Consider the following 22,438-nt stretch of genomic DNA (forward strand, 5'->3'; position numbering starts at 1 on the left):
TGAATGGGTAGAAAAGCGAGCGCAGCCAGTCAACGTGTTGCTTTATTTTATAAAACCGTTTCTAACAAGTTCACTCAGGGCGAAGTTTTAACTAGTGCAATTTCAATTGCGTACTATGTTTTATTCTCAATTTTTCCGTTGATCATTATTATCGGAAACATTTTGCCATTATTTCACATTAATACGGAACCGATTGCTAGCTATCTAAAATTGATTTTTCCTGATCGGATTGCCAAATTTATTATGCCAATCATTGATTCACTGTTAAAAAGTAACTCAACTGGTTATATTTCGTTTGGTATTTTGCTGGCATTTTGGTCGGTCTCGTCTTTTGTAAATGCTATCAGAATTGGCATGAATCGGATTTACGGTGTACGTGAAGTTGAGCTGAAGCAGAAGTGGCAGATTACTGTCTGGACAAGATCGATTACCATCTTTTTAACCAACTTGATGATATTGATTTTTGCTTTACTTATTTTGACTTTTATTTTTGGTCAGCAGGTATTGGAATTTTTACGTCCAATTTTTTCATTATCAGTCGGTGAAATTGAAAAAATCTTTAGCTACCGCTATCCTGTGGTCATTATTACTTTAATTGGTGCATTGTATTACTTAAATTATTTTTTGCCCAATATAAAATTAAAAAAGCGTGTCATTTGGCCTGGTGTTTTTACAACTTTAATTGGTTGGGTGGCATTGTCGTGGCTCTTTAGTTACTATTTACATAATTTCCATATTAGCTGGGAAAACTATGGCATTGTTGGTACCTTCATCATTTTTATGTTGTGGCTCAATATTGCTTCAATTTTGTTTTTGGTTGGAACCTGTGTGAATGCAGCAATTGTGACAATGAACTACGGTGAAGTGAGTTATTCGGTAGGTCACTTGGCTGAATATGTGCAAGGAAAGCGCCACCGGAAAAACTAGCATCAGATGCACTAATCTGTTATATTATTTTTTAGATTAATAAAGAAAGCGTACAAGGGATGAAAGTAAGGAAAGCAATTATTCCGGCAGCTGGATTGGGTACAAGATTTTTACCTGTCACTAAAGCAATGCCAAAGGAAATGCTACCAATTGTTGATAAACCAACAATTCAATTTATTGTTGAAGAAGCAAAACATTCTGGAATTGAAGATATCTTAATTGTTACTGGTAAAAACAAACGAACAATTGAAGATCATTTTGACTCTAATCCAGAACTTGAACAAAACTTACAAGAAAAAGGTAAGACTGGCTTACTTAAACTATCGCAAGAAATTACCCATTTAGGAATTAATATTTACTACACTAGACAGCCTTATCCAGCTGGTTTAGGTGATGCAATTGCGCGTGGACGCAGTTTTGTCGGCGATGAACCGTTTGTGGTAATGCTTGGTGATGATTTAATGATGGACAAAGAGCCATTAACCAAGCAATTGATTGATCGCTACAATGAAACTCATGCTTCGACTATTGCAGTAATGCCAGTGCCACATAAAGAAGTTTCAAAATACGGTATTATTGAACCCGAAAATGAAATTGTGCCTGGTTTGATTAATGTTAAGTCATTTGTGGAAAAACCAGAAATTGACAAAGCGCCAAGTGACTATGCGATTATTGGTCGCTATCTGCTTACTCCTGAAATTTTTGCAATTTTAGAAGAACAAAAACCTGATAAGGGTGGCGAAATTCAATTAACTGATGCAATTGATACAATGAATAAAACACAGCGCGTTTTTGCACATGTGTTTGAAGGTGTTCGCCATGATGTTGGTAATAAAGAGAATTACCTTGAAACATCAATTGAATACGGGCTTCAACATCCTGAAACTAAGGATCAGTTACGTCAATATATTATTGATTTAGCTAAAAAGTTGCAGGCTGAAGATAAGAAAAAATAAATAACAATTTAAAGAAACCAAATCTTAATGGTTTCTTTTTTTGTGTAAAATTTTTCTTAACGTGGGCCAAATTACTATTTTTCTGCGTGATTTTTAGGTAAGATTCAACTTGAATATTTTGTGAGGAGATTAACTTATGAAAGATATTTATGTTGTTGCAGCTAAAAGAACACCTTTTGGCCGCTACCGCAGTTTGTGGAATGAAAAAAATGCAACTGAACTTGGCGAATTAGCGCTGACTGGGGCACTTGAAAGCATTGATATTGAGCCACAGAAACTAGATGCATTGTTTATGGGTAACGTGCTAAGCGCAGGACTTGGACAAAATATGGCTCGGCAAGTTGCACTGAATGTTGGAATGAAAGAAACCAGCAGCAGTGTGACAGTAAATGAGGTTTGTGGCTCGAGTTTAAAGGCAATGCGCTTGGCTCAAGGACAAATGGAGCTCGGCGACTTTGAATTAGTTGCAGTCGGCGGTGCCGAGAGCATGACTAATGCGGCTTTTATCGCTGAAGATAAAGCTGGTAGCAATTTAAAAAATGAAATGTTTGCTAACGGGCTAACAGATGCATTTTCAGGGATGCCGATGGGATTGACCGCTGAACGACTTGCCGACAAGTATCAAATTTCTCGGCAAGAAATGGACGAGTTCAGTAGCTGGTCACATGAAAAGGCTACGGCAGCAGTGCAAAATGATTGTTTTAAAGATGAGTTAATTGAAGTTTTTGATGAAAATAATGACTTAGTGCACGACGAAAATATCCGCGAAGATACAAATGTTGCCAAGCTTAGCACCTTAAAGCCAGTTTTTAAGGAAGATGGTACTGTAACAGCTGGTAATGCGTCGCCTATAAGTGACGGAGCCAGCATCGTAATTCTGGCAACTGCGAACAAGGTAGAAGAATTAGGTTTGCAGCCACTTGCTAAGCTAGGTTCTTTTGCCGAATCAGGTAATGATCCTGCTGAAATGGGATTTGCTCCGTATTATGCAGTGCAAAAACTACTGAAAAACACGGGTAGCACGATTACAGACTATGATGTAATCGAACTAAATGAAGCCTTTGCGGTTCAATGTGTGGCAGTAGAACAAGCTTTAGCAATCCCACGTGAAAAGTTGAACATGTACGGTGGTGCAATTGCTTTGGGGCACCCCTTAGCCGCAACTGGAACTAGACTGGTCGGAACGGCAATCAATGAATTAAAGCACGTTAATGGGCACAAAGCTTTAGTCACACTATGTATTGGTGGGGGTCAGGCCATTGCCTGCGAATTAATTCGGGACTTTTAACGAATGAAATTTTATGAATTGACGCCTGAAAAAAGACGAGAATATTTGATTAATCAAGGGATAGAATTAGATGACATTGATGAAACTACCTTGCACGAATTGAATAACCTAAGTGAAAATGTTATTGGACAATTGCGTTTTCCGGTAGGCGTTGTGCAGAATTTGCTGGTAAACGGTAAGTCGTATCTTGTTCCACTAGCAACAGAAGAGCCATCGGTCGTTGCCGCTGCCAATCATGGGGCTAGCATTTTTGCAAAAAACGGTGATGTTGCAGCAGCAAGTAAACGTACTGGAATTTACGGTCAAATCACTTTACAAGTTGACACTAAGTTTGATGCAAGTGAGCTTTCTCAACTTTTTCCTATAATAATCGAGCAAGCAAACTCTCAATTTGCTAGCTTGGTTAAACACGGTGGCGGTGTTCGTCAAATTGATTTACAACAAAAAGATGATTTAGTAATGCTCAGAGTACTGGTCGATCCGGCTGAATCGATGGGCGCTAACCGTGTAAATTCAATTTTGGAGTTTGTGGCTAACAAGTTAGCCATTTTTCCAGGAGTTGTTGACAAGTTATTTGCAATTTTATCGAATTACCCCAGTCAATTCACTAAAGCACAAGTTGAATTAGATGTTGCCACAGTTGGTGGACTAAAAGTGGCTAAACGAATTGCTTTATTGAGCAAAATTGGGCAAAACGATCCATTTCGCGCAGTCACTAATAATAAGGGCATCATGAATGGTGTTGACGCAGTTCTGTTAGCAACTGGTAATGATGCCAGAGCCGTTGAAGCTGCTTGCGGTGTTTGGGCCAGTGAAAAGGGCAAATACAGTAGTCTAAGTCAATGGGATGTCAAAGATGACAAGTTGATTGGCTCTTTGACGATTCCATTAGCAATTGGTACGGTTGGGGGCTCAATTAACTCCCGGACTGATGTAAAGCAGAGCTACCGTCTTTTAGGCCAAGATATCACTAGTAGCGAACTGGCTAACGTGATTGCAGCGGTCGGCTTAGCTAACAATTTAGCTGCTTTGCTAGCAATATCGACCACGGGAATTCAAGCGGGACACATGAAATTGCAAGCTAAAAATACTGTTGCCAATTTAACTGCCACTTTGCGAGAAAAGGAGCAGGTACGGCAAATGATGATTGACAAAAAAGAGTATTCATTAGCAGCTGCGGAGCAGTTTTTAAAACAAATAAGAGAGGGACAATAATGCAAGTTGGAATAGATCGAATTGGTTTTTACACTCCTAATAAATACGTTGATATGGTGGATTTAGCACATGCGCGTAATCAAGATCCTAATAAATTTTTGATTGGAATTGGTCAAAGCAAAATGAGCGTGGCTGATCAAACACAGGATGCTGTTTCAATGGGAATTAACGCAACTATGCGTTATATTGATGAAATCGACCGTGAACAAGTTGGTCTGTTAGTCATTGGAACGGAAAGTGGAGTGGATCAGTCTAAGTCTGCATCACTTTTTGTTAAGAGTGCGTTAGAGCTTGCACCTGAAGTGCGAACTTTTGAAATAAAAGAAGCTTGTTTTGGGATGAGCGCGGGAATTATGATTGCGCGAGATTATGTTCGACTTCACCCACATCACAGTGCAATCGTTATCGGTAGTGATATCGCTCGTTACGGTTTAAACACTGGTGGTGAAGTGACGCAAGGTGCAGGTAGTGTCAGCATGCTAATTAAGGCTGAACCACGAATTTTAGCCTTAAAAAATGGTCACAGCGCCTACAGTGCCGACATTAATGATTTTTGGCGTCCAAACGATTCTGCTGTTGCTCTAGTCAATGGTAAATACTCTACCGAGGTCTATCTTGACTTTTTCAAACGAACATTCACCAATTACCAAACGCAAAATGGCTGTCAAACTGCCGATTTTGCTGCACTAATTTATCATCTACCTTTTGTTAAGATGGGATTTAAGGCAAATCAATTAGCAATTGAAAAGCAGGAACAAGAAACTGCAGAAAGATTAGCAAATAACTTTACAGCTTCTGCGCAATACAGCCGTGAAATTGGTAATATTTATACTGCGTCCCTATACTTAAGTCTTTTGAGTTTGCTAGAAAACGGTAATTTGCCTCCAGAAGCGTTAGTTGGACTATTTTCTTATGGTTCGGGTGCAATGGGTGAGTTTTATGCTGGTCAAGTCGTGGCAGAGTATCAAAATGCGCTTGATGTTGATGGTGACAAGGAAATGATTGCCCGTCGGCAGAAAGTCAGTGTTTCAGAATATGAGCAAATTTTTACTCAGGCACTTGAACTTCCTCAAGATAACCTTGAATTAGCGAGCGATGAAGAAACCGGTTATTGGTACTTTGCTGGAACTAAAGATCACGTTCGTCAATACAAGCAAAAATAAATTTAGACCCTAAAGTTGGGTCTTTTTTTATGCACATTTTTATTAAAACTGAAACCAAAACATTAAGCTAATTAACCCTTGTGCTATAATTTAGGTGATTTAATTTTAGTCTAAAAGTTTTTGAACTAAAAATGTAGCTAGTTTTTAATTCAAAAGCGTGTTTTTCGCAATTACGAGGTGGTTGAGTTGACGAAAAATACTTTGATAATTGCCGGAACTATTTTTGATGAGACAGCATTAAAAAATGATGATAAAAAATCGGTTTTAGATGGTTGTTAAATCAATGATGGTTAGAACTTAACACCTAGATTACAGACAACCAAGCTGGTTTTAGATGGTTGTTAAATCAATGATGGTTAGAACAAAATCGTGAGGACAAACACGGTGGCAATAGTTTTAGATGGTTGTTAAATCAATGATGGTTAGAACATGCTATTGGCGAACCCGGTATTTACTTTAGTTTTAGATGGTTGTTAAATCAATGATGGTTAGAACGCAACCGCAGAGAATGTTAAGCGATTTTTCGTTTTAGATGGTTGTTAAATCAATGATGGTTAGAACCTCGCGTAATATAGACATCTTTTGCTGAAAGTTTTAGATGGTTGTTAAATCAATGATGGTTAGAACAAACAATATACTTGGCTTTAGAGATAGAATGTTTTAGATGGTTGTTAAATAAAAAACGTGAGACTAATACATAATTAAAAGAAGGCTGAGAATAGAGGCACTAAAAATGATTAGTGGAAAGTAATATAGCCAGCAGGAAGAATAAAAAAATAATCGAAGAGAAGCCTTTAAACGAGCAGGCATCCTTACTGATAAAGAATTCTATAGTCTAACGACAAGTGAGCGACTTGAATATGTCAAAAAACAAAATGAGTTACATATGCCAGTAACTGTAGAGCGAGACACACCTTATGATACTAACTTCCAAGTGAAAAAATCAGGTAAAGAGAAAAAAGTAGATGTTGACGCTAAGATTAGACATGCACAAACTAAGGGCTTTATTATGAACGTTTTAGGTTTATTAGCCCTAATTGATATAATCCATAATTGGTGGGGACCTTCAAAATAGTTTCATTTTCTAAGAACAAGTGGTTATTACCTAGCCTAGGAGAAGACAAAAGTTACTAAACACTTTTGAATTTACTAAGTGTATCAGCTTTTGTTAGGATTAATTTATAATTGCTTATTGCATAACTATTTTGAATAAACTATGCATTTTAAATGTGCTTTTTTAATTTTCGTTGTTTAGAGGAATCAAGAATAAAAAACAGTTAGTCGAATGAAACTAACTGTTTTTTGCTGTCTTTAACTATTCATATTTTTATGAAATACAAAAATAAGCTCATGGATATGATGGACCTCGCTTACCCTTGAATCAAAACTAAGTTAATCTAATTGAATTTTGTTCGGGCAATATTTGAATGCCAAATACTGGAAGGAGTTCTTGTTGATTGACCATATATGTGGGGATATCAAAGCCATGGATGTTTTTTACTAAATGAATCATTTTACCCTTGGTCATCGCCTGTTTTCCTGGATACAACAGACACTCTTTGCTAGAAATTTTTAATTTTGCCAAGGGATAAACTTGTTGATTAATTGTTAAAAACAGTTTGGTTTGGCTATCTATATCATTCGTTAATTGCAATAAGTTAGTCAATTTCATAATAATGATTCCTATACGTTTTTAAAGTGTTATACTATTGATATTATTTTTAGAAAAGGTGACATATCTTTGAAACAATTAAAGCATAAAAAGCTATGGCTTTCATTAATAATTATTGTTTTGCTAGTTTGCATAGTTTTTACCGGTGCAGGCTATTATTTCTTTAAAATGGCCTGTGTACCAGGACCAAAAAGCTTTTTAAGCTCATCCAGTGACACTTTGAAAAAGTCGGATCCTCTGTACAAAGAAAAAATGTGGTTCAAAAAGACTGATAAACAAAAATGGTACATGCAGTCGGCTGACAATCAATATAAATTAGTCGCAAACTATATTCCTGCGGCTAGTTCTAATAAGACAGTAATTATTCTGCCTGGATACATGGACACTAAGGAAGATATGGGCGAGTATGATGCGCTATTCCACGAACTGGGCTATAATACTCTAACACTTGATCCACGTGCTCAAGGTAAAAGTGAAGGAAAATATATCGGCTATGGTTGGCCAGAAAAACATGACGTCAAAAAGTGGATTAATTTAGTACTCAAGCGTAAAGGTAGTCAGCAACAAATTGTCGTCTATGGTCTTAGTATGGGCGCAGCGACAGCTATGATGACAAGTGGACTAAAACTTCCTGGGCAGGTTAAGGCCTTTATTGAGGATTGTGGCTATACCAGCGTTAAAGATGAAATTGAACACGAGGCTGAAGCACTATATAATATGCCTTCTTTTCCACGGTTCCCATTAGTAGAAATCTTGAGCGGCATCAATCGAATAAAAGTTGGTTACTTTATGAAAGATGCCTCGAGCATTAAACAACTACATAAAAATCATCGTCCAATGTTCTTTATTCATGGTAGTCATGATACTTTTGTTCCAACAAAAATGGTATACCATAATTATTTAGCGACTAAAGGCCCTAAACAACTATGGGTTGCACCAAATTCCAAACATGCCGATTCATTTTCGGATCATCCGAAGGAATACCGTAAGCGTATCGCAAGCTTTTTAAAAGATTATGTTAAATAATTAAGTGCATTTTGGTGGTAAGGACTAGCAATAAAATGCTATGATTAAATTGTGGAAAGGGGAAACAAATAACCTAATTTATTTCCATATTCTATATATTGTTAAAGTAAAGTATATGTCATATATGAGTTGGCTTTCTAATAGTTAAGGGATAATGATCTTTACTTAAAGAGATTGGTTTATCAAATAATAAAGGTTGGTCTTTATTTATTCACCTAAAGCATTAAAATACCTCCATCCACAAATAAAAAAGTTGCCGCAATTTGCGACAACTTTTTTATATTAGCGTAAGGTTAATTTGACGACACACTCACAGCGTGGTGTTTGAGGTAACATATCAACATTTTCAATTAAGCGAACATCGTATGCTTCACTCAATAACATTAAGTCTTGTGCAAGAGTGGAAGGATTACATGAAATGTAAACAAAAGTTTTAGGCTTGATTTTCAATAGGGTCTTAATTAGACTTTTCGCAAGTCCGGTCCTTGGCGGATCAACAATTAAGGCATCAATTGGAACACCATTTTTCTGCAATTCAGGAAGAACTTTTTCCACACTGCCTTGAAAGTAATCTGCATTACGCAAATGATTAAGCTCAACATTGTGTTTAGCGTCTTCAACAGCTTCAGGAATAGTTTCAATTCCAACTACTTGTTTGACTTGATCTGCTGCTAAAATTCCCAGTGTACCGACGCCGCTATAGGCATCGATTAAAGTGTCCTCAGGTTTTAAGTCGAGGAATTTAAGTGCCTCAGAATACAAGGTTGCAGTTTGAACTGGGTTTAATTGGAAAAATGCTCGTGGTGAAAGGGCAAACTTCTTGCCTAGGATTTCATCAATAATTTGATTTTTGCCGGCCAATTTTTCTGTCTTATTACCCCAAACTTGAGGGTTGCGCCAATCAGTTTCGTTCTGAAAAACGCTAACAACATTAGGCAAGTTAATGATTTCCTTACTTAAAGCGGGTAAGTTCTTAATTTTGTGTCCAACCGTTATTAGTGTTACTTGAATTTCTTTGGTTGCTTCCGCTTGGCGAACAACGATTGTCTTTAAACCATCATAATGTCTGAAAGGATCGGCAACTGCTACGTGTAACTTGTCAACCAGCTCCTTTATTTTACGTTCAGTCTCTTGCGTTGCTTTGTTTTGCGTTGGCATGACAGGTAAATCGTATAGTTCATGTGAATTTGGAGCAAACAAACCGAGTTTAGTTTGACCATGATCTTGCTCAATTTGATATTGAGCCTTATTACGGTAGTGCCATTCACTTGGAGCAGGGATTGTCTTTTTGACTTTATACTTATTGTAACCGCGTGGATGATATTTTCTTAATGCTTCCAAAACATTGTCACGCTTGAATTCAAGCTGTTTTTCGTAACTTAAATGTGCCAGCTCAAGTCCGCCGATTGCTGGATCAACGCCTTTAGGGTAAGGAACACGGTCTGGACTTTTTTCCTTAATGCGAACTAGTTCAGCGTCAATGTAGTGCGGATATTCCTTGATAATTTTTGCCACAACAACTTCGTTTGGCAGTGCGCCTGGAATAAAAATGATTTTCTTGCGATAATAGCCAATACCTTCACCATTAATTCCTAAGCGTTTAATCGTGATGATAACGTCTTTTTCTTTTGTTTCTTTTTGCTTAAAATTTTTGTACATAATTTTCTTTCTACAATAAAACGTTACAATGTTAACAATTTATTGTACTACCTAACAAAACTTTTTCGCAAGAATGAAAGAAATTTGCTAGCATGTAATTATAACCTAGTAGAAAGGTGAGTAAAATGCCAATAATTACTAAAGTAAGCAGTCAAAAACGTCCGGGTCGGTATAATATCTTTTTAGATGGCAAGTATGCTTTTTCCGCCAGTGAGCAGACTGTCGCTGAATTTGTTCTTTTAAAAGGACAAGAGCTGACTGATGAAAAAGTAGATGAGGTCAAGCAATATGATGAAGATGCAAAAGCAACTAATTTAGCATCAAGGTATTTAAATTATGAACCGAGAACGGTTTATGAAGTTTTACAATACTTAAAGGATCATGGAATTGATAATGAACCTGCGCAAGCTGCAGTTAGTCAATTAACCGAAATGGGCTTTTTGGACGATCAAAAGTACGTGGATCTAGCAATTAGACAAAATTTGCGAATTGGTACTGATGGGCCAATGACGATTTCACGTAAACTTACGCAAAAGGGGATTGATCCTGAATTAGTCCAAATTGGGTTGGAACAGATTGATGACAGTGAATGGCAAGATGCGGGACAACGGGTCTTGAAGTCAATGAAAAGTAAAATTGGCAGAATTTCACAACGTGAACTTGAACGTAAAATGAGGAACAAGTTGATGAGCCATGGCTTTTCTAGTGCAATTGCTGATGAGATAATTGCCGAACTGGATCTTGCGCAAGATGAAAGTGAGCAACTTGATGCTTTGAAAAAACAGGGCGTTAAGGCTTATAAGCGCTTCAGAAGGCTGCCCGAACAAGAGCGCAACAGTAAAATCCGTAATTATCTTTATACACATGGTTTTGCCAGCAATGAAATTGATTCTTTTTTAGCAGGAGAAATTATCCCGCTTGATGAATTAGCAGACTATTAAGGAGTTTTTATGAAAAAGTTACAAGAAAAAAGTACATTTGTTGGTCGTCCTTTTTCCGATCAATTAATGGATGACCAAAGAACATTTTCTAGTTGTAATGTGGAAATGGAACAAGATCAGGTTTTTCAAGCGTTTTTAGCCGAGCATGAATTGACTGATCAACGGGCTAGCATGATCGTTTTCGGTCCAGAAAATTTTATGTACTGGTACGGTGTACTAGTTCCAAACGAAGTAGAAGTTCCTAGCGGTCTAATGAGATTTGTTTTACCTCAAAATGAGGTTGCACTTGAAGAACTTGACCAGCAAAATCTCGCTTTTTTCAGTCAACCACTTAATTCAGTTTTACCAACATTTTTACAAAAAGTTGGCGATGAAGGAATTCAAATGTATGAAAATCCAGGTGATAGTCTAACACCATACTTTGTTCAAACGCTAAATTTAGCGACAAAAAAACTGGCACAGATGTTATATCTGGATGCCAGTGAATAGCTTATTTAATGTTGGTTAGGGTCGATTGATAAATTATCGTACTCAACGTAGGCACCTAAGCAGGTTGAAAGTAACATGACTAACATTACGATTCCTGCCGACTTGCCAACAATCTGATCCAAAGTTAGAAATTGGCGAACAACAAACGTTGCGCCAAAGCAGAGAACAAAGTCCAAAATCATATTGGCTAATTGCAAAAGTGGACGCCGTCTAATACTGAAAAAACGTAAAAGTTGTTTTAGTAATCCGTCATCAACTTCCACAGCCAAGAGGTCGACTGGACGTTGAATGGTTGCCTTAATTGCAAACATAATTAGAGCGCCGACAAATGCACCAATTGAGGTTCTGAACAAGTCAGCTGAATGCAGTACTAATGCATCGTAACCGATACCAATAATAGTAAGACTGCAGATGTATGGTATTAGCAATAAAAACGTAAAAACAAGTAAAACATGACTTTTTTTCATTAATAAACCTCATTTCTTACGTGCTATTTTAACATATCCTGTGCGTACATGATATAATGGCACTATTAAACTTCGTATTTTTAGAAAGAGAGAAAAAACTATGGCTAGCGACCCTGATAAGGGGAATTTATTTCAAATTTTCAAAAATAAATTATCCTCTTCAAGCGATGGAGAGACGAAAGAACATTTAACTGAGGAAATAAAGGAACTGCACGATCAGAAAAAAGTGAGTGACACTGAGTTTTCAATGTTAAATAATGTTTTGGATTTTCAAGGACGAATGGTTCGTGAAGTCATGGTTTCTAGAATCGATGCTTTTATGGTCGATTATGGAGTTAGCTTGCAGGATAACCTTAAAGAAATTTTGCACGAGCCATATTCAAGAATCCCTGTTTACAAGCAGGACAAGGACAAGATTGTGGGTGTCATTCATATCAGAACAGTGCTTAGAAAGGCTTGGGAAAAAGGCTTTGATAAGATTGACTATGAAGATGTCATGAATCCACCGCTATTTGTTCCAGAAACAACTGATTTGGCTGAATTACTAGTTGAGATGCAGCGAACACAGCAGCAATTAGCAATTTTAACCGATGAATATGGTGGAGTTGTTGGTATTGCAACCATTGAAGATTTGATCGAAGAAATTGTTGGTAACATTGATGATGAAGTCGATCACACTGAAGTTTTATCCGAACAAATCGCTCCGAATAAATATGTGATTTACGGGAAAATGCCGCTTGATGAATTTAACGAACAGTTTGGTACTGATCTTGAAATGGAAGACGTTGATACAGTAGCCGGATACGTAATCACTAAATTGGGAATTATTCCTGCCAAAGGAGAAAAATTATCAGTCAAATTAGACAATGGAATGGTTTTGACCACAAGAAGAATGAACCGATCAAGATTACTCACGGTCTTGTTGACGATACCAGACAAAGGACAAAAGGAAGAAGAGCAAAGTAATTAATGAGTGATGAACTTAAAAATAAGGTAGAACAAAGAAGAACATTTGCTATCATATCGCACCCTGATGCGGGTAAAACAACGATTACGGAGCAAATGCTTCTTTTTGGTGGCGTTATTCGTAGTGCTGGTACCGTTAAAGCACGTAAAACAGGCCATTATGCAACTAGTGACTGGATGGAAATCGAGAAACAACGTGGTATCTCCGTTACTAGTTCCGTAATGCAGTTTGAATACGATGGTAAAAGAATTAATATTCTTGATACACCAGGACACGAGGATTTTTCAGAAGACACTTATCGAACATTGATGGCGGTCGATGCAGCAGTCATGGTAATTGACTCGGCTAAGGGTATTGAGCCACAAACGAAAAAGCTGTTCAAAGTTGTCAAGCAACGTGGTATTCCAATCTTCACGTTTATGAACAAGTTGGACCGTGATGGCCGTCCACCACTAGATTTAATTGCGGAATTGGAAGATCTTCTTGGCATCGAAGGTGTTGCGATGAATTGGCCAATTGGTTCCGGCCAAACTTTGCAGGGTCTTTATGATATTGCCAATAATCAAGTTGAGCTTTATCACAAGGACGGTGAAGACCGTTTCTTGCCACTTGATCAAGATGGAAACTTGCCTGAAAGCGAACCATTAAGCCAGAACCCACAATTTAAGGATACTTTAGATGAAATTGAATTAATCAAAGAAGCTGGTAATACTTTTGATTCTGAGAAGATTCTCAGAGGTGACCAGACCCCCGTATTCTTTGGTTCTGCCTTAACTAACTTTGGGGTTGAAACCTTTTTAAAGAGTTTTGTAAAATTGGCTCCAGCGCCACAAGCACACACAGTTAATGATGGTGAAGAGCTGAGTCCAGACGACCCAGAATTTTCCGGCTTTGTCTTTAAGATTCAAGCTAATATGAATCCAAATCACCGGGATCGAATTGCTTTCATTAGAATTGGTAGTGGCGAATTTAAGAAGGGCTTAGATGTTACTCTTGCGCGGACTGATAAGCCAATTAGGCTAAATAATGCGACCGAGTTCATGTCTAGTGAACGTGTTCAAGTCTCCGATGCCGTTGCCGGCGATATCGTTGGTCTCTATGATACTGGCAATTTTCAAATAGGTGACAGTATCTATGCTGGTAAAAAGAAAATCGTTTACCCACCATTACCAGAATTTACACCGGAATTGTTTGTGCGTGTAACTGCGAAAAACGTAATGAAGCAAAAATCGTTCCATAAAGGAATGACGCAACTGGTTCAAGAGGGTGCGATTCAGTTATACCGTAACTATCAAACTGATGAATATATTTTGGGTGCCGTTGGTCAACTGCAATTTGAAGTTTTTAAGTTCAGAATGAAGAACGAATATAACTCAGATGTAGAGCTAAATAGTATCGGTCATCGTGTGGCTCGCTGGATTGATCCGGAGCAACTTGATCCTGCTATGTCGAATAGCCGTAACTTATTGGTTAAAGATCGCTATGATCAGCCACTGTTTCTCTTTGAAAATCAGTTTGCTGAGCGCTTTTTCCAAGATAAGTATCCGGATGTTAAATTAACTGAGAAATTATAAGCAAGCAAAAAAAGGTTGATAAATTTATCAACCTTTTTTCTATTTATCAATATTGATTTCAATTAACTGTTGATTTTTGTCAAAGGTTATAACGTAGGAAGGATCATCTTCCTTAATTAGTCGCTTAATGACAAATTCAGCTTCTTCTTTACGAATACGACGATCATGATTTTCCAAAGCAATTTCGATTGCTTCATTGCTTTCGGTATAGATGACAGAGGTATTTCCTAATGAATAAACTTTTACATAATTAACGTTAGTCGAATTCAGTTGACTATGAACTAGATCCTTATAACTATTGGTTACATCTATTAAGTGCATGGATTTCACCCGTTTCTTCTAGTAGTTATCTTTTACTTTAGTATAACGCTAATTACAACATTTTTCTTTGCAAAAAAGCAATTATATTGTAATTAATTAAAATTTTATTGCATAAAGCCGAGAGATTAATGATTAATTTCCTCATCAGAAGAATTATTTTCTTCATCGCTAATAACAATCTTTTGATCCTTAACACTTGCAGTTAAGTTTTTAGCAGTTGGATGATCAAGCTTGTAATCAGCTACTTTATCTTCAATTTCTTCTTGAATAGTTCTGCGAAGTGGACGTGCACCCATAGCAGGGTTGTAGCCTTCCTCAACTAACTTGTTCTTTGCTTCGTTAGTAACAGTAATTTGCATTCCACGGCTCTTAACCATGTTGTTTACACTGTTAAGCATTAAGTCAACAATCTTAACTAAGTCTTCCTTAGATAATTCGTTGAAGTCGATTACGTCGTCTAAACGGTTTAAAAATTCAGGTTTAAAGAATTGACTCATTGAAGAACGAGCAGCATCTGGCTCATCACTAGCGTTTTCAGCTGTAAAGCCCACGCTAGTTTCCTTAATACCTTGACCCGCGTTAGATGTCATAATAATGATTGTGTCTTTGAACGAAACAGTACGACCTTGAGAATCAGTTAAGCGACCGTCATCTAGAATTTGTAAGAACAAGTTCATTACAGAAGGATCAGCTTTTTCAATTTCATCTAACAAGATTAGACTGTATGGATTACGACGAACCTGTTCAGTTAATTGACCTGCTTCTTCATAGCCAACGTAGCCAGGTGCAGAACCAATTAGTTTAGAAACTGAATAGGATTCCATATATTCTGACATATCAAAACGAATCATGGCATCTTCTGAACCAAACATTTGCTTGGCTAATTGTTTAGCAAGCTCAGTCTTACCAACACCAGTTGGACCAACAAAGAGGAAGGAGCCAATTGGTCGTCCGGATTCGTTGAAACCAATCCGGTTACGACGAATAGCACGTGCTACCTTGTCGACAGCTTTATCCTGACCAATTACATGTTCTTTTAAGTTAGAAGCCAAGTTTTGCAGTTGATTTTCTTCTTGTTTTTGTAAGTCACCAACTGGGATACCAGTTTTTTCTTCAACAATCTTATTCATAATCTTGCTGGTAATAACTGGTGATTTATCAGGATCAACCTTTTGGTCTTTTACTTTATTATATTTTTCAATTTGATCACGATAGTAAGCGGCTTTCTCGTAGTCTTCATTTTGCAATGATTCCTGCTTTAATTTTTCAGCTGCTGCAATTCTTTCCTGCAATTTTTCTTTGTCAACGTAAGGGATGGTTAAGTTCATTCTTGAACCAGCTTCATCGAGCAAGTCAATGGCCTTATCAGGTAAGAAACGATCTTGAATATAGCGCTCAGATAATTCAGCTGCAGATTTGATTGCATCATCAGTGTAGTGAACGTGATGATAGTCTTCGTAACGCTTCTGAATACCTTTTAGAATTTGAATAGTTTCTGCAACTGATGGTTCTTTAACATCAACTGGTTGGAAACGACGTGACAAAGCAGAATCTTTTTCAATTTCGCGATATTCGTTCAAGGTAGTTGCACCGACTAGTTGCAAGTCACCACGGGCAAGGGCAGGCTTAATGATGTTACCAGCATCCATGCCGCCTTCAGCATTTCCGGCGCCAACTATTTCATGAATTTCATCAATAAACAAGATGATGTCGTCATGATCTTGCAGTTCCTTGATCAATTGTTGCATCCGTTGCTCAAATTGACCACGAATTCCAGTTCCTTGAACAAGAGAAACAACATTTAATGAAATAATTCGTTTATCTTGTAATTTTGCAGGTACTGAACCATCAACTATTTGTTGTGCTAATCCTTCGACAACCGCAGTCTTACCAACTCCGGCTTCACCAATTAAGACAGGATTGTTTTTTGTTCTTCTATTTAAAATTTCGATGACACGCGCAATCTCTTTATCACGACCAATAACAGGATCGATTTTGCCTTTTTTAGCAAGAGCAGTTAAATCTGTACCGTATTGATCAAGTAGTGAACGGCCTCCACCACCATTATTAGGATTACCATTGTTCATTCCAGGGTTTCCTGGGTTATTAGGGTTGCCGTTCATTGCATTTTCATTATTAAAATTAAAGAGATCGTTAAAGTCGCCAAAGAAACCGTTGTTGTCGTTACTCATGTTAATATTTCCTTGTTGTTTAAGTTCTTGATAACATTGTCCACATAAATTGATTTCGCGGCTTTCTCCATTTACCTTTGCAAAAAGATGAATAGAGGCAGGTCGTTTTTGACAGTTTTGACAGAGCATTACATTACCGCCTTTCTTTTCAATGACTAAATTATATAATTAGCACTCTCAATAATCAAGTGCTAAAACTCGGAATAATATATATTATTATCTATTGAATCCAAATATGCTAAAATAATCACTTGTAAAAGCAAAAATGCTTAATTTTTAGTGTATGTTTTAGAAAAACGGTGGTATATTTGGATTATCAAAAAATTTTAGAGCAGTTAGCAAGTGGTGAATTAGATCATTATGAAGTTGAACCTAAAGATGCATTTGCGTTTCAGGCTGCTTTGAGATCTTTTGGCAAAAGACAGAACATAACTGGTAAAGCCCTACGTGGTGGAAAAATAGTTTACAAGCAATCAACGACGGAACTTTGATGATGTAAACTGTTACATTTATGTTGTCTAATTCACAAAAAAATGATAGTCTAAGTAAGCGAATAGGTAGTTACTACCGGTTTGATTTTTCAATTCAAAGGAGATATTTATAATGGAAAAACGCGATTTTCATGTTATTGCAGAAACAGGTATTCATGCTCGTCCAGCAACTTTGTTAGTACAAGCTGCTTCAAAGTTTGGTTCAGACATCAACTTGGAATACAATGGCAAATCAGTTAACTTGAAGTCAATCATGGGTGTTATGTCACTCGGTGTTGGTAAGAATGCTGACGTTACAATTAGTGCTGATGGTGATGATGAAAAAGATGCAATCAACGCTATTTCAGAAACAATGAAAAAAGAAGGATTAGCTGAATAATGACCAAGACATTAAAAGGAATTGCTGCTAGTGATGGTATTGCTGTAGCACCAGCCTATCTCTTGGTCGAACCAGATCTTTCTTTCACGAAGACAACTGTTTCAGATGTTGACAGTGAATTAACTCGTTACCATGAAGCTATTTCAGTATCAACTGAAGAAGTTGAAAAAATTCGTGATAGTGCCAAAAAGAGTTTAGGTGAAGAAGAAGCTCAAGTTTTTGAAGCTCACTTGATGATTTTGAATGACCCTGAATTTACAGGTGCAATTGAAAATGAAATCAAAGAGCAAAAAATTAACAGTGAAGCTGCACTTGATGAAACCGCTCAAAAGTTCATTACAATTTTTGAAGGCATGACAGATAACGAATATATGCAACAACGTGCTGCTGATGTTCGCGATGTTTCAAAACGAATCATGGCTCACTTATTAGGTAAGGAATTACCTAATCCAGCTTCAATTGATCATGAAGTTGTTGTTGTTGCTCATGACCTTACTCCAAGTGACACTGCTCAATTAAACAAGAAATTTGTTAAGGGCTTTGTTACTGATATCGGTGGTCGTACTGCTCACTCAGCAATCATGGCTCGTTCACTTGAATTGCCTGCTGTTGTTGGTACAGATTCAATTACTAAAGACGTTGAAAACGGTCAAACATTAGTTGTTGACGGTTTGAACGGTGATGCAGTAATTGAGCCAACTGATGAACAAGTTGCTGATTACAAAGTTAAGAGTGAAGCATTCCTAAAGCAAAAGGCTGAATGGAAGAAACTCAAGAACGAACCTTCTGTAACTGCTGATGGTAAACAATTCATTATTGCAGCTAACATTGGTACACCAAATGATATGGAAGGCGTTAATGAGAACGGCGCTGAAGCTATTGGTTTGTATCGAACTGAATTCTTGTACATGGATTCCAAGGATTTCCCAAGTGAAGAAGACCAATTCGAAGCTTATAAAGAAGTTATCGAAGGAATGAATGGCAAGCAAGTTGTCATTAGAACAATGGATATCGGTGGTGACAAGCACTTAGACTACTGGGATCTTCCAGAAGAGATGAACCCATTCTTAGGTGTTCGTGCTATCAGATTGTCATTGCAAAATGAAGAAATCTTCCGTACACAATTACGTGCGCTTTTACGTGCATCAGCATTCGGTAAATTGGGCATCATGTTCCCAATGATCGGTACTTTGGGTGAATTGCGTAAGGCTAAGGCAATTTTGGCTGAAGAAAAAGATAAGTTAGTTAAAAGCGGTGTTAAGGTTGGCGAAGACTTACAAGTTGGAATGATGATTGAAGTTCCTGCTGCTGCAGTTATTGCTGACCAATTCGCTAAAGAAGTTGACTTCTTCTCAATCGGTACCAATGACTTAATCCAATACACAATGGCAGCTGACCGTGGTAATGATAATGTTTCATATCTATACCAACCAGCTAGCCCTTCAGTATTGCGTTTGATCAAGCACACAATTGATGCTGCTCATGAAAATGGCATTTGGTGTGGTATGTGTGGTGAAGCCGCTGGCGACAGCACCATGTTTCCAATTTTGCTTTCAATGGGTCTTGATGAATACTCAATGAGCGCAACTTCAATTTTAAGAATTAGAAGCTTAATGAAGAAGTTAAACACAGAAGATATTAAGGAGTTAGCTAATACTGCTTGTTTTGTTTCAGAAACTGCTGAAGAAAACGAAAAATTAGTTGACGACTTGATGAAAAAAGTGAATAATTAAGTTCATTAGTTAACAAAGAGTGCATTAGATATTAATGCACTCTTTTTATTTCTTTACTTTTTCTTGAGAAATTCTTCACAGTTTCTTCACTTTTACTTACTATCATAAAGTATAGATAGCATAGACACATTACTTATAAAAAGAAAGTAATGTGATATAATACTAGAGGTAACGAATCATTTTTTGATCAGAAGGAGCGTGAAAATATATGGTAAATTTATATATATCTCCAAGTTGTACCTCGTGTCGGAAAGCGAAGGCATGGTTGAAGAAACATGATATTGATTTTAAGGAAAGAAATATCTTTTCTGAACCACTTACTAAAGGGGAACTTATCCAAATTTTGCGGATGACTGAAAACGGTACTGAAGAGATTATCTCTACACGATCCAGAGCATTCCAACAACTTAAAATAAATTTGGATGATCTGTCAATTGATCAATTACTAGATATGGTTGAAAAGGACCCAAGTCTTTTAAGAAGACCAATTATTATGGATGATCGTCGTCTTCAAGTTGGTTACAACGAAGACGAGATTAGGCGATTCTTGCCGAGAAAAGTTCGTCGACTTGAACTTGAGGAAATGCAAAAAATCGCAGATTTATAATTTGAAATCTTTCAAAAAAAGCGTTAGTTTTAGAACTAACGCTTTTATTTTATGTACAAAATACGCTACAATAGAACAAAGGATCTGATGGAGGTGAATGACTCATGCAAGTAGAACATATTAATGAAAATACTATCCGCGTGAGAATTAACAAGTCTGAATTAGCTAAACGTGGTCTGAAAGTTCTAGATTTGCTGGGCGATAAAGGTAAGATCCAACAATTTTTCTATTCAATTTTAGATGAAATTGACACCGACCATTCTTTTAGCCAGGATGCTCCAGTCACTTTTCAAGTAATGCCAAATAATGGTGGACTTGACCTGTTGATCACTAAGGCAACGAATCAGGATCCAGAGAGCTTATCAAAACTGTTTGAGAAGGATTTTGGCGATATTAAAAACGAAAATACTGATGATGCACGTCGCTCTTTCCTTGATTTAGAAGACGATGATGAAGAAGATTTGGATGACGAGGACAGTCAAGACACTGATGAAGCTACAGTTCCAAAAGTTAAAAAATCGTTTTGGAAATTGCAGACAAAACAGGGTTACAGTTTTTCTGATCTTGAATTTGTAGTTGAACTTGCCGATAATTTATTGGCACCAGATCTTTCTTCAAGTCTTTACTATGAACGAAATCGTTTTTACCTTGACTTAGCGTTTGATAATGAAAACTATTCTGAACTTAAACCTGCTGATGCGTGGGCAATTGCTAATGAGTATGGTACCAAGGTAAAGCCTGAAGAAATGGGGCGTGTCCGGACAACTGCAAAGTGTCTTATTAAACAGGATGCATTAGAGCAATTACGCCAGACTTTTGCTAAAAAATAAAACTGATTAAAAACGACAGGGTAAAACCTGTCGTTTTTTGCGTACTTCATAATAGGTGATTATTTTGTACGCAGCATTTTTGAATAATGAATTAGTTACTGCTAAAGAAGAAGCAGTAAAAGAAAGTACTAACCCAAAGCAGTTTGCGAGGCGACATTATTTCTGTCCGCGTTGTAAAAGAGAGGTTCAGTTAATTGTAAAAAAGAAGACAGCTTACTTTAAGCACTTGCCACAGACTATCAATATTGCAGGAGAAAAAGATGAGCATGCACAAAGTAAGGAACTACTTAAAGATGCCTTGCAAGCGGCTAAATTTGACGCTCAGACGGAAGTTTCACTTGCAAATGGTAGATTACGAGCAGATGTGTTAGCAAGTCCTAAGTTGGCTTTTGAGGTGCAATGTGCGCCGCTCAATAAATCAGAATTTATGCACCGACATCTTTTGTATCAGCAAATTGGCATTAAGGACATTTGGATTGTAGGAAAAAGGCACTTTCTTCAACATTATCTCAAAAAAACACAACTCATTTTCTTTCGTGAAAACGAGTTGTGGAATAATTATTATTTAGAAGTTAATCCGTATCAAAGGAGTTTACGTTTGAAATATAACGTCAAACTTGAACCACTAACGGATATGTTACATTTTCAAACTGCTAGTTTTAGTTTGGATTCTATTGGATTAGAAAAGTTATGGTATTTTAAGCCACGTTTGAAAAAATACCAGATTGATTCTAGCGTTCAGAAGAACTATCTTAAAATGCAATTAGCACATAAAAGTATCAAGGGACTGCAGATAGGTGCAAAGTTGTACCAAAAACAGATGACGGTTGATGAATTACCACAATGGGTGTTTAGCAAAGTTCGTTCTGTCAATTCAGCTGATAATGCTACAACATACTTTACATCAAGCGAAGGTGCCTTCTAGGAAGGTAACCATTTTCCACTTGTTTTTGTTCCTCTTCTTGAGGTTCACTACAGTAACTATTTTTTAACAAAGCAAGCAATTTATCGTGAGCAATTGTGCCTTCAACTAAAAGCCCATTATCGTTACCACTTTCATTAAAAAAGATTGTTGTAGGAATGGTTTGAATATTAAATTTTCGTGCGAGCTCTTTGTCTTGCTCAATCGAGTCATCAATATATTTATTGATTTTAGAATCACAGATTCGTTTGTAGTTTAAACCTAAATCAACTGCAACTTTTTTAGGCAAATCTTGCGAATAAACATTAAAGTCCTTACTCACAGCCTTTTGCACGCTAACTAAGTAGCAACGTGCTTTTTTATTGCCGTATTCAAGTTTAATTGCATGATAATTACGCAATGCCTGATAAGCAGCCATTGTGTATTCAGGAATATCATCTATCGTTTGACCGCAAGTTTTTCTTCGAATAATGTCGTCTCTGATTACTTTTGAGTTAGTAATAGGAACAAAATGGAAAGAAGAACTAATATCAAGTTCTTCGACCGTTTTCTTAACAGCTACTTCTGTATCATAGCAGTATACGCCAATTGGATTGACAAAAAGAAATATCTCAAACAT

At 37.0% G+C, this 22,438-nt stretch carries 23 protein-coding genes and 1 CRISPR repeat array; of the genes, 17 read left to right on the plus strand and 6 right to left on the minus strand.

Annotated features, from left to right (window positions below; translation table 11 throughout):
* Positions 1 to 3 precede the first annotated feature (3 nt).
* The 6 genes from H3R25_RS00605 to H3R25_RS00630 all read left to right on the plus strand — a co-directional run bounded on the left by H3R25_RS00605 (position 4) and on the right by H3R25_RS00630 (position 6,624).
* Positions 4 to 927 (plus strand): YihY/virulence factor BrkB family protein, encoded by a 924-nt coding sequence (locus tag H3R25_RS00605; RefSeq protein WP_122034620.1) that lies wholly within the window; start codon positions 4 to 6, stop codon positions 925 to 927.
* Positions 928 to 986: 59 nt separating this feature from the next.
* Positions 987 to 1,883: a UTP--glucose-1-phosphate uridylyltransferase GalU gene (gene galU / locus H3R25_RS00610; RefSeq protein ID WP_198193818.1), complete on the plus strand. Its 897-nt coding sequence runs from the start codon at positions 987 to 989 to the stop codon at positions 1,881 to 1,883.
* A gap of 136 nt (positions 1,884 to 2,019) precedes the next feature.
* Positions 2,020 to 3,171, plus strand: coding sequence for a thiolase family protein (locus tag H3R25_RS00615; RefSeq protein ID WP_198193821.1), 1,152 nt, complete (start codon positions 2,020 to 2,022; stop codon positions 3,169 to 3,171).
* A 3-nt stretch (positions 3,172 to 3,174) separates the two neighbouring features.
* Positions 3,175 to 4,386 carry a hydroxymethylglutaryl-CoA reductase, degradative gene (locus H3R25_RS00620; protein ID WP_198193822.1) on the plus strand — a complete coding sequence of 404 codons (1,212 nt, stop codon included), beginning with the start codon at positions 3,175 to 3,177 and terminating at the stop codon, positions 4,384 to 4,386.
* A complete protein-coding gene (locus H3R25_RS00625; protein ID WP_198193824.1) occupies positions 4,386 to 5,549 on the plus strand; it encodes a hydroxymethylglutaryl-CoA synthase in 1,164 nt (387 codons plus the stop codon). The genes H3R25_RS00620 and H3R25_RS00625 overlap by 1 nt, the downstream gene beginning before the upstream one ends.
* A gap of 261 nt (positions 5,550 to 5,810) precedes the next feature.
* Positions 5,811 to 6,242: a CRISPR direct-repeat array (repeat unit 36 nt; unit sequence GTTTTAGATGGTTGTTAAATCAATGATGGTTAGAAC).
* Positions 6,243 to 6,435: 193 nt separating this feature from the next.
* A complete protein-coding gene (locus H3R25_RS00630) occupies positions 6,436 to 6,624 on the plus strand; it encodes a hypothetical protein (protein WP_198193826.1) in 189 nt (62 codons plus the stop codon).
* 312 nt (positions 6,625 to 6,936) lie between these two features.
* On the opposite strand, the gene H3R25_RS00635 is transcribed toward H3R25_RS00630, so the two are convergent.
* On the minus strand, positions 6,937 to 7,221 hold the full coding sequence (locus H3R25_RS00635; protein ID WP_198193828.1) for a hypothetical protein: 285 nt from the start codon (positions 7,219 to 7,221) through the stop codon (positions 6,937 to 6,939).
* Positions 7,222 to 7,284: 63 nt separating this feature from the next.
* Between H3R25_RS00635 and H3R25_RS00640 the strand changes: the two genes are divergently transcribed.
* Positions 7,285 to 8,247 (plus strand): alpha/beta hydrolase, encoded by a 963-nt coding sequence (locus H3R25_RS00640; RefSeq protein WP_370567423.1) that lies wholly within the window; start codon positions 7,285 to 7,287, stop codon positions 8,245 to 8,247.
* Between the two features lie 282 nt (positions 8,248 to 8,529).
* On the opposite strand, the gene rlmD is transcribed toward H3R25_RS00640, so the two are convergent.
* Positions 8,530 to 9,906: a 23S rRNA (uracil(1939)-C(5))-methyltransferase RlmD gene (rlmD, locus tag H3R25_RS00645; protein WP_198193832.1), complete on the minus strand. Its 1,377-nt coding sequence runs from the start codon at positions 9,904 to 9,906 to the stop codon at positions 8,530 to 8,532.
* A gap of 125 nt (positions 9,907 to 10,031) precedes the next feature.
* Between rlmD and recX the strand changes: the two genes are divergently transcribed.
* Positions 10,032 to 10,847, plus strand: coding sequence for a recombination regulator RecX (gene recX, locus H3R25_RS00650; protein ID WP_198193833.1), 816 nt, complete (start codon positions 10,032 to 10,034; stop codon positions 10,845 to 10,847).
* Positions 10,848 to 10,856: 9 nt separating this feature from the next.
* A complete protein-coding gene (locus H3R25_RS00655) occupies positions 10,857 to 11,336 on the plus strand; it encodes a hypothetical protein (RefSeq protein ID WP_046306422.1) in 480 nt (159 codons plus the stop codon).
* Between the two features lie 5 nt (positions 11,337 to 11,341).
* On the opposite strand, the gene H3R25_RS00660 is transcribed toward H3R25_RS00655, so the two are convergent.
* Positions 11,342 to 11,803, minus strand: a complete 462-nt coding sequence (locus H3R25_RS00660) for a hypothetical protein (protein WP_046306424.1) — start codon at positions 11,801 to 11,803, stop codon at positions 11,342 to 11,344.
* A gap of 100 nt (positions 11,804 to 11,903) precedes the next feature.
* On the opposite strand from H3R25_RS00660, the gene H3R25_RS00665 reads away from it, so the two are divergent.
* Both H3R25_RS00665 and H3R25_RS00670 read left to right on the plus strand, forming a co-directional pair.
* The gene (locus H3R25_RS00665) at positions 11,904 to 12,773 is read left to right on the plus strand and encodes a hemolysin family protein (protein WP_198193834.1); all 870 of its coding nucleotides are present in this window, start codon (positions 11,904 to 11,906) and stop codon (positions 12,771 to 12,773) included.
* A complete protein-coding gene (locus H3R25_RS00670; protein WP_198193835.1) occupies positions 12,773 to 14,344 on the plus strand; it encodes a peptide chain release factor 3 in 1,572 nt (523 codons plus the stop codon). Before H3R25_RS00665 ends, H3R25_RS00670 begins: the two co-directional genes overlap by 1 nt.
* A 39-nt stretch (positions 14,345 to 14,383) precedes the next feature.
* On the opposite strand, the gene H3R25_RS00675 is transcribed toward H3R25_RS00670, so the two are convergent.
* Positions 14,384 to 14,665: a DUF1827 family protein gene (locus H3R25_RS00675; protein ID WP_046306430.1), complete on the minus strand. Its 282-nt coding sequence runs from the start codon at positions 14,663 to 14,665 to the stop codon at positions 14,384 to 14,386.
* Positions 14,666 to 14,790: 125 nt separating this feature from the next.
* Positions 14,791 to 16,986: an ATP-dependent Clp protease ATP-binding subunit gene (locus H3R25_RS00680; protein WP_198193836.1), complete on the minus strand. Its 2,196-nt coding sequence runs from the start codon at positions 16,984 to 16,986 to the stop codon at positions 14,791 to 14,793.
* 179 nt (positions 16,987 to 17,165) lie between these two features.
* Here H3R25_RS00680 and H3R25_RS00685 point away from each other — a divergent pair, with 179 nt between their 5' ends.
* The 6 genes from H3R25_RS00685 to H3R25_RS00710 all read left to right on the plus strand — a co-directional run bounded on the left by H3R25_RS00685 (position 17,166) and on the right by H3R25_RS00710 (position 21,822).
* The gene (locus H3R25_RS00685; protein ID WP_046306432.1) at positions 17,166 to 17,348 is read left to right on the plus strand and encodes a hypothetical protein; all 183 of its coding nucleotides are present in this window, start codon (positions 17,166 to 17,168) and stop codon (positions 17,346 to 17,348) included.
* A 112-nt stretch (positions 17,349 to 17,460) separates the two neighbouring features.
* Entirely contained in the window at positions 17,461 to 17,727 is a 267-nt protein-coding gene (locus H3R25_RS00690) for a phosphocarrier protein HPr (protein WP_046306433.1), read from the plus strand.
* Positions 17,727 to 19,460, plus strand: coding sequence for a phosphoenolpyruvate--protein phosphotransferase (ptsP, locus tag H3R25_RS00695; protein WP_074425604.1), 1,734 nt, complete (start codon positions 17,727 to 17,729; stop codon positions 19,458 to 19,460). The genes H3R25_RS00690 and ptsP overlap by 1 nt, the downstream gene beginning before the upstream one ends.
* Positions 19,461 to 19,668: 208 nt before the next feature.
* Complete coding sequence (spxA, locus tag H3R25_RS00700) at positions 19,669 to 20,067, plus strand: transcriptional regulator SpxA (RefSeq protein WP_074425603.1); 399 nt, start codon at positions 19,669 to 19,671, stop codon at positions 20,065 to 20,067.
* Positions 20,068 to 20,171: 104 nt separating this feature from the next.
* Entirely contained in the window at positions 20,172 to 20,897 is a 726-nt protein-coding gene (locus H3R25_RS00705) for an adaptor protein MecA (protein WP_122034653.1), read from the plus strand.
* Positions 20,898 to 20,952: 55 nt separating this feature from the next.
* Positions 20,953 to 21,822: a competence protein CoiA gene (locus H3R25_RS00710; protein ID WP_370567416.1), complete on the plus strand. Its 870-nt coding sequence runs from the start codon at positions 20,953 to 20,955 to the stop codon at positions 21,820 to 21,822.
* On the opposite strand, the gene H3R25_RS00715 is transcribed toward H3R25_RS00710, so the two are convergent.
* Positions 21,797 to 22,438 (minus strand): DsbA family protein, encoded by a 642-nt coding sequence (locus tag H3R25_RS00715; RefSeq protein WP_198193838.1) that lies wholly within the window; start codon positions 22,436 to 22,438, stop codon positions 21,797 to 21,799. The two genes, H3R25_RS00710 and H3R25_RS00715, sit on opposite strands and share 26 nt — an antisense overlap.

The sequence above is a fragment of the Lactobacillus sp. M0390 genome (assembly GCF_016102085.1).
Classification (GTDB): Bacteria; Bacillota; Bacilli; order Lactobacillales; family Lactobacillaceae; genus Lactobacillus; species Lactobacillus apis.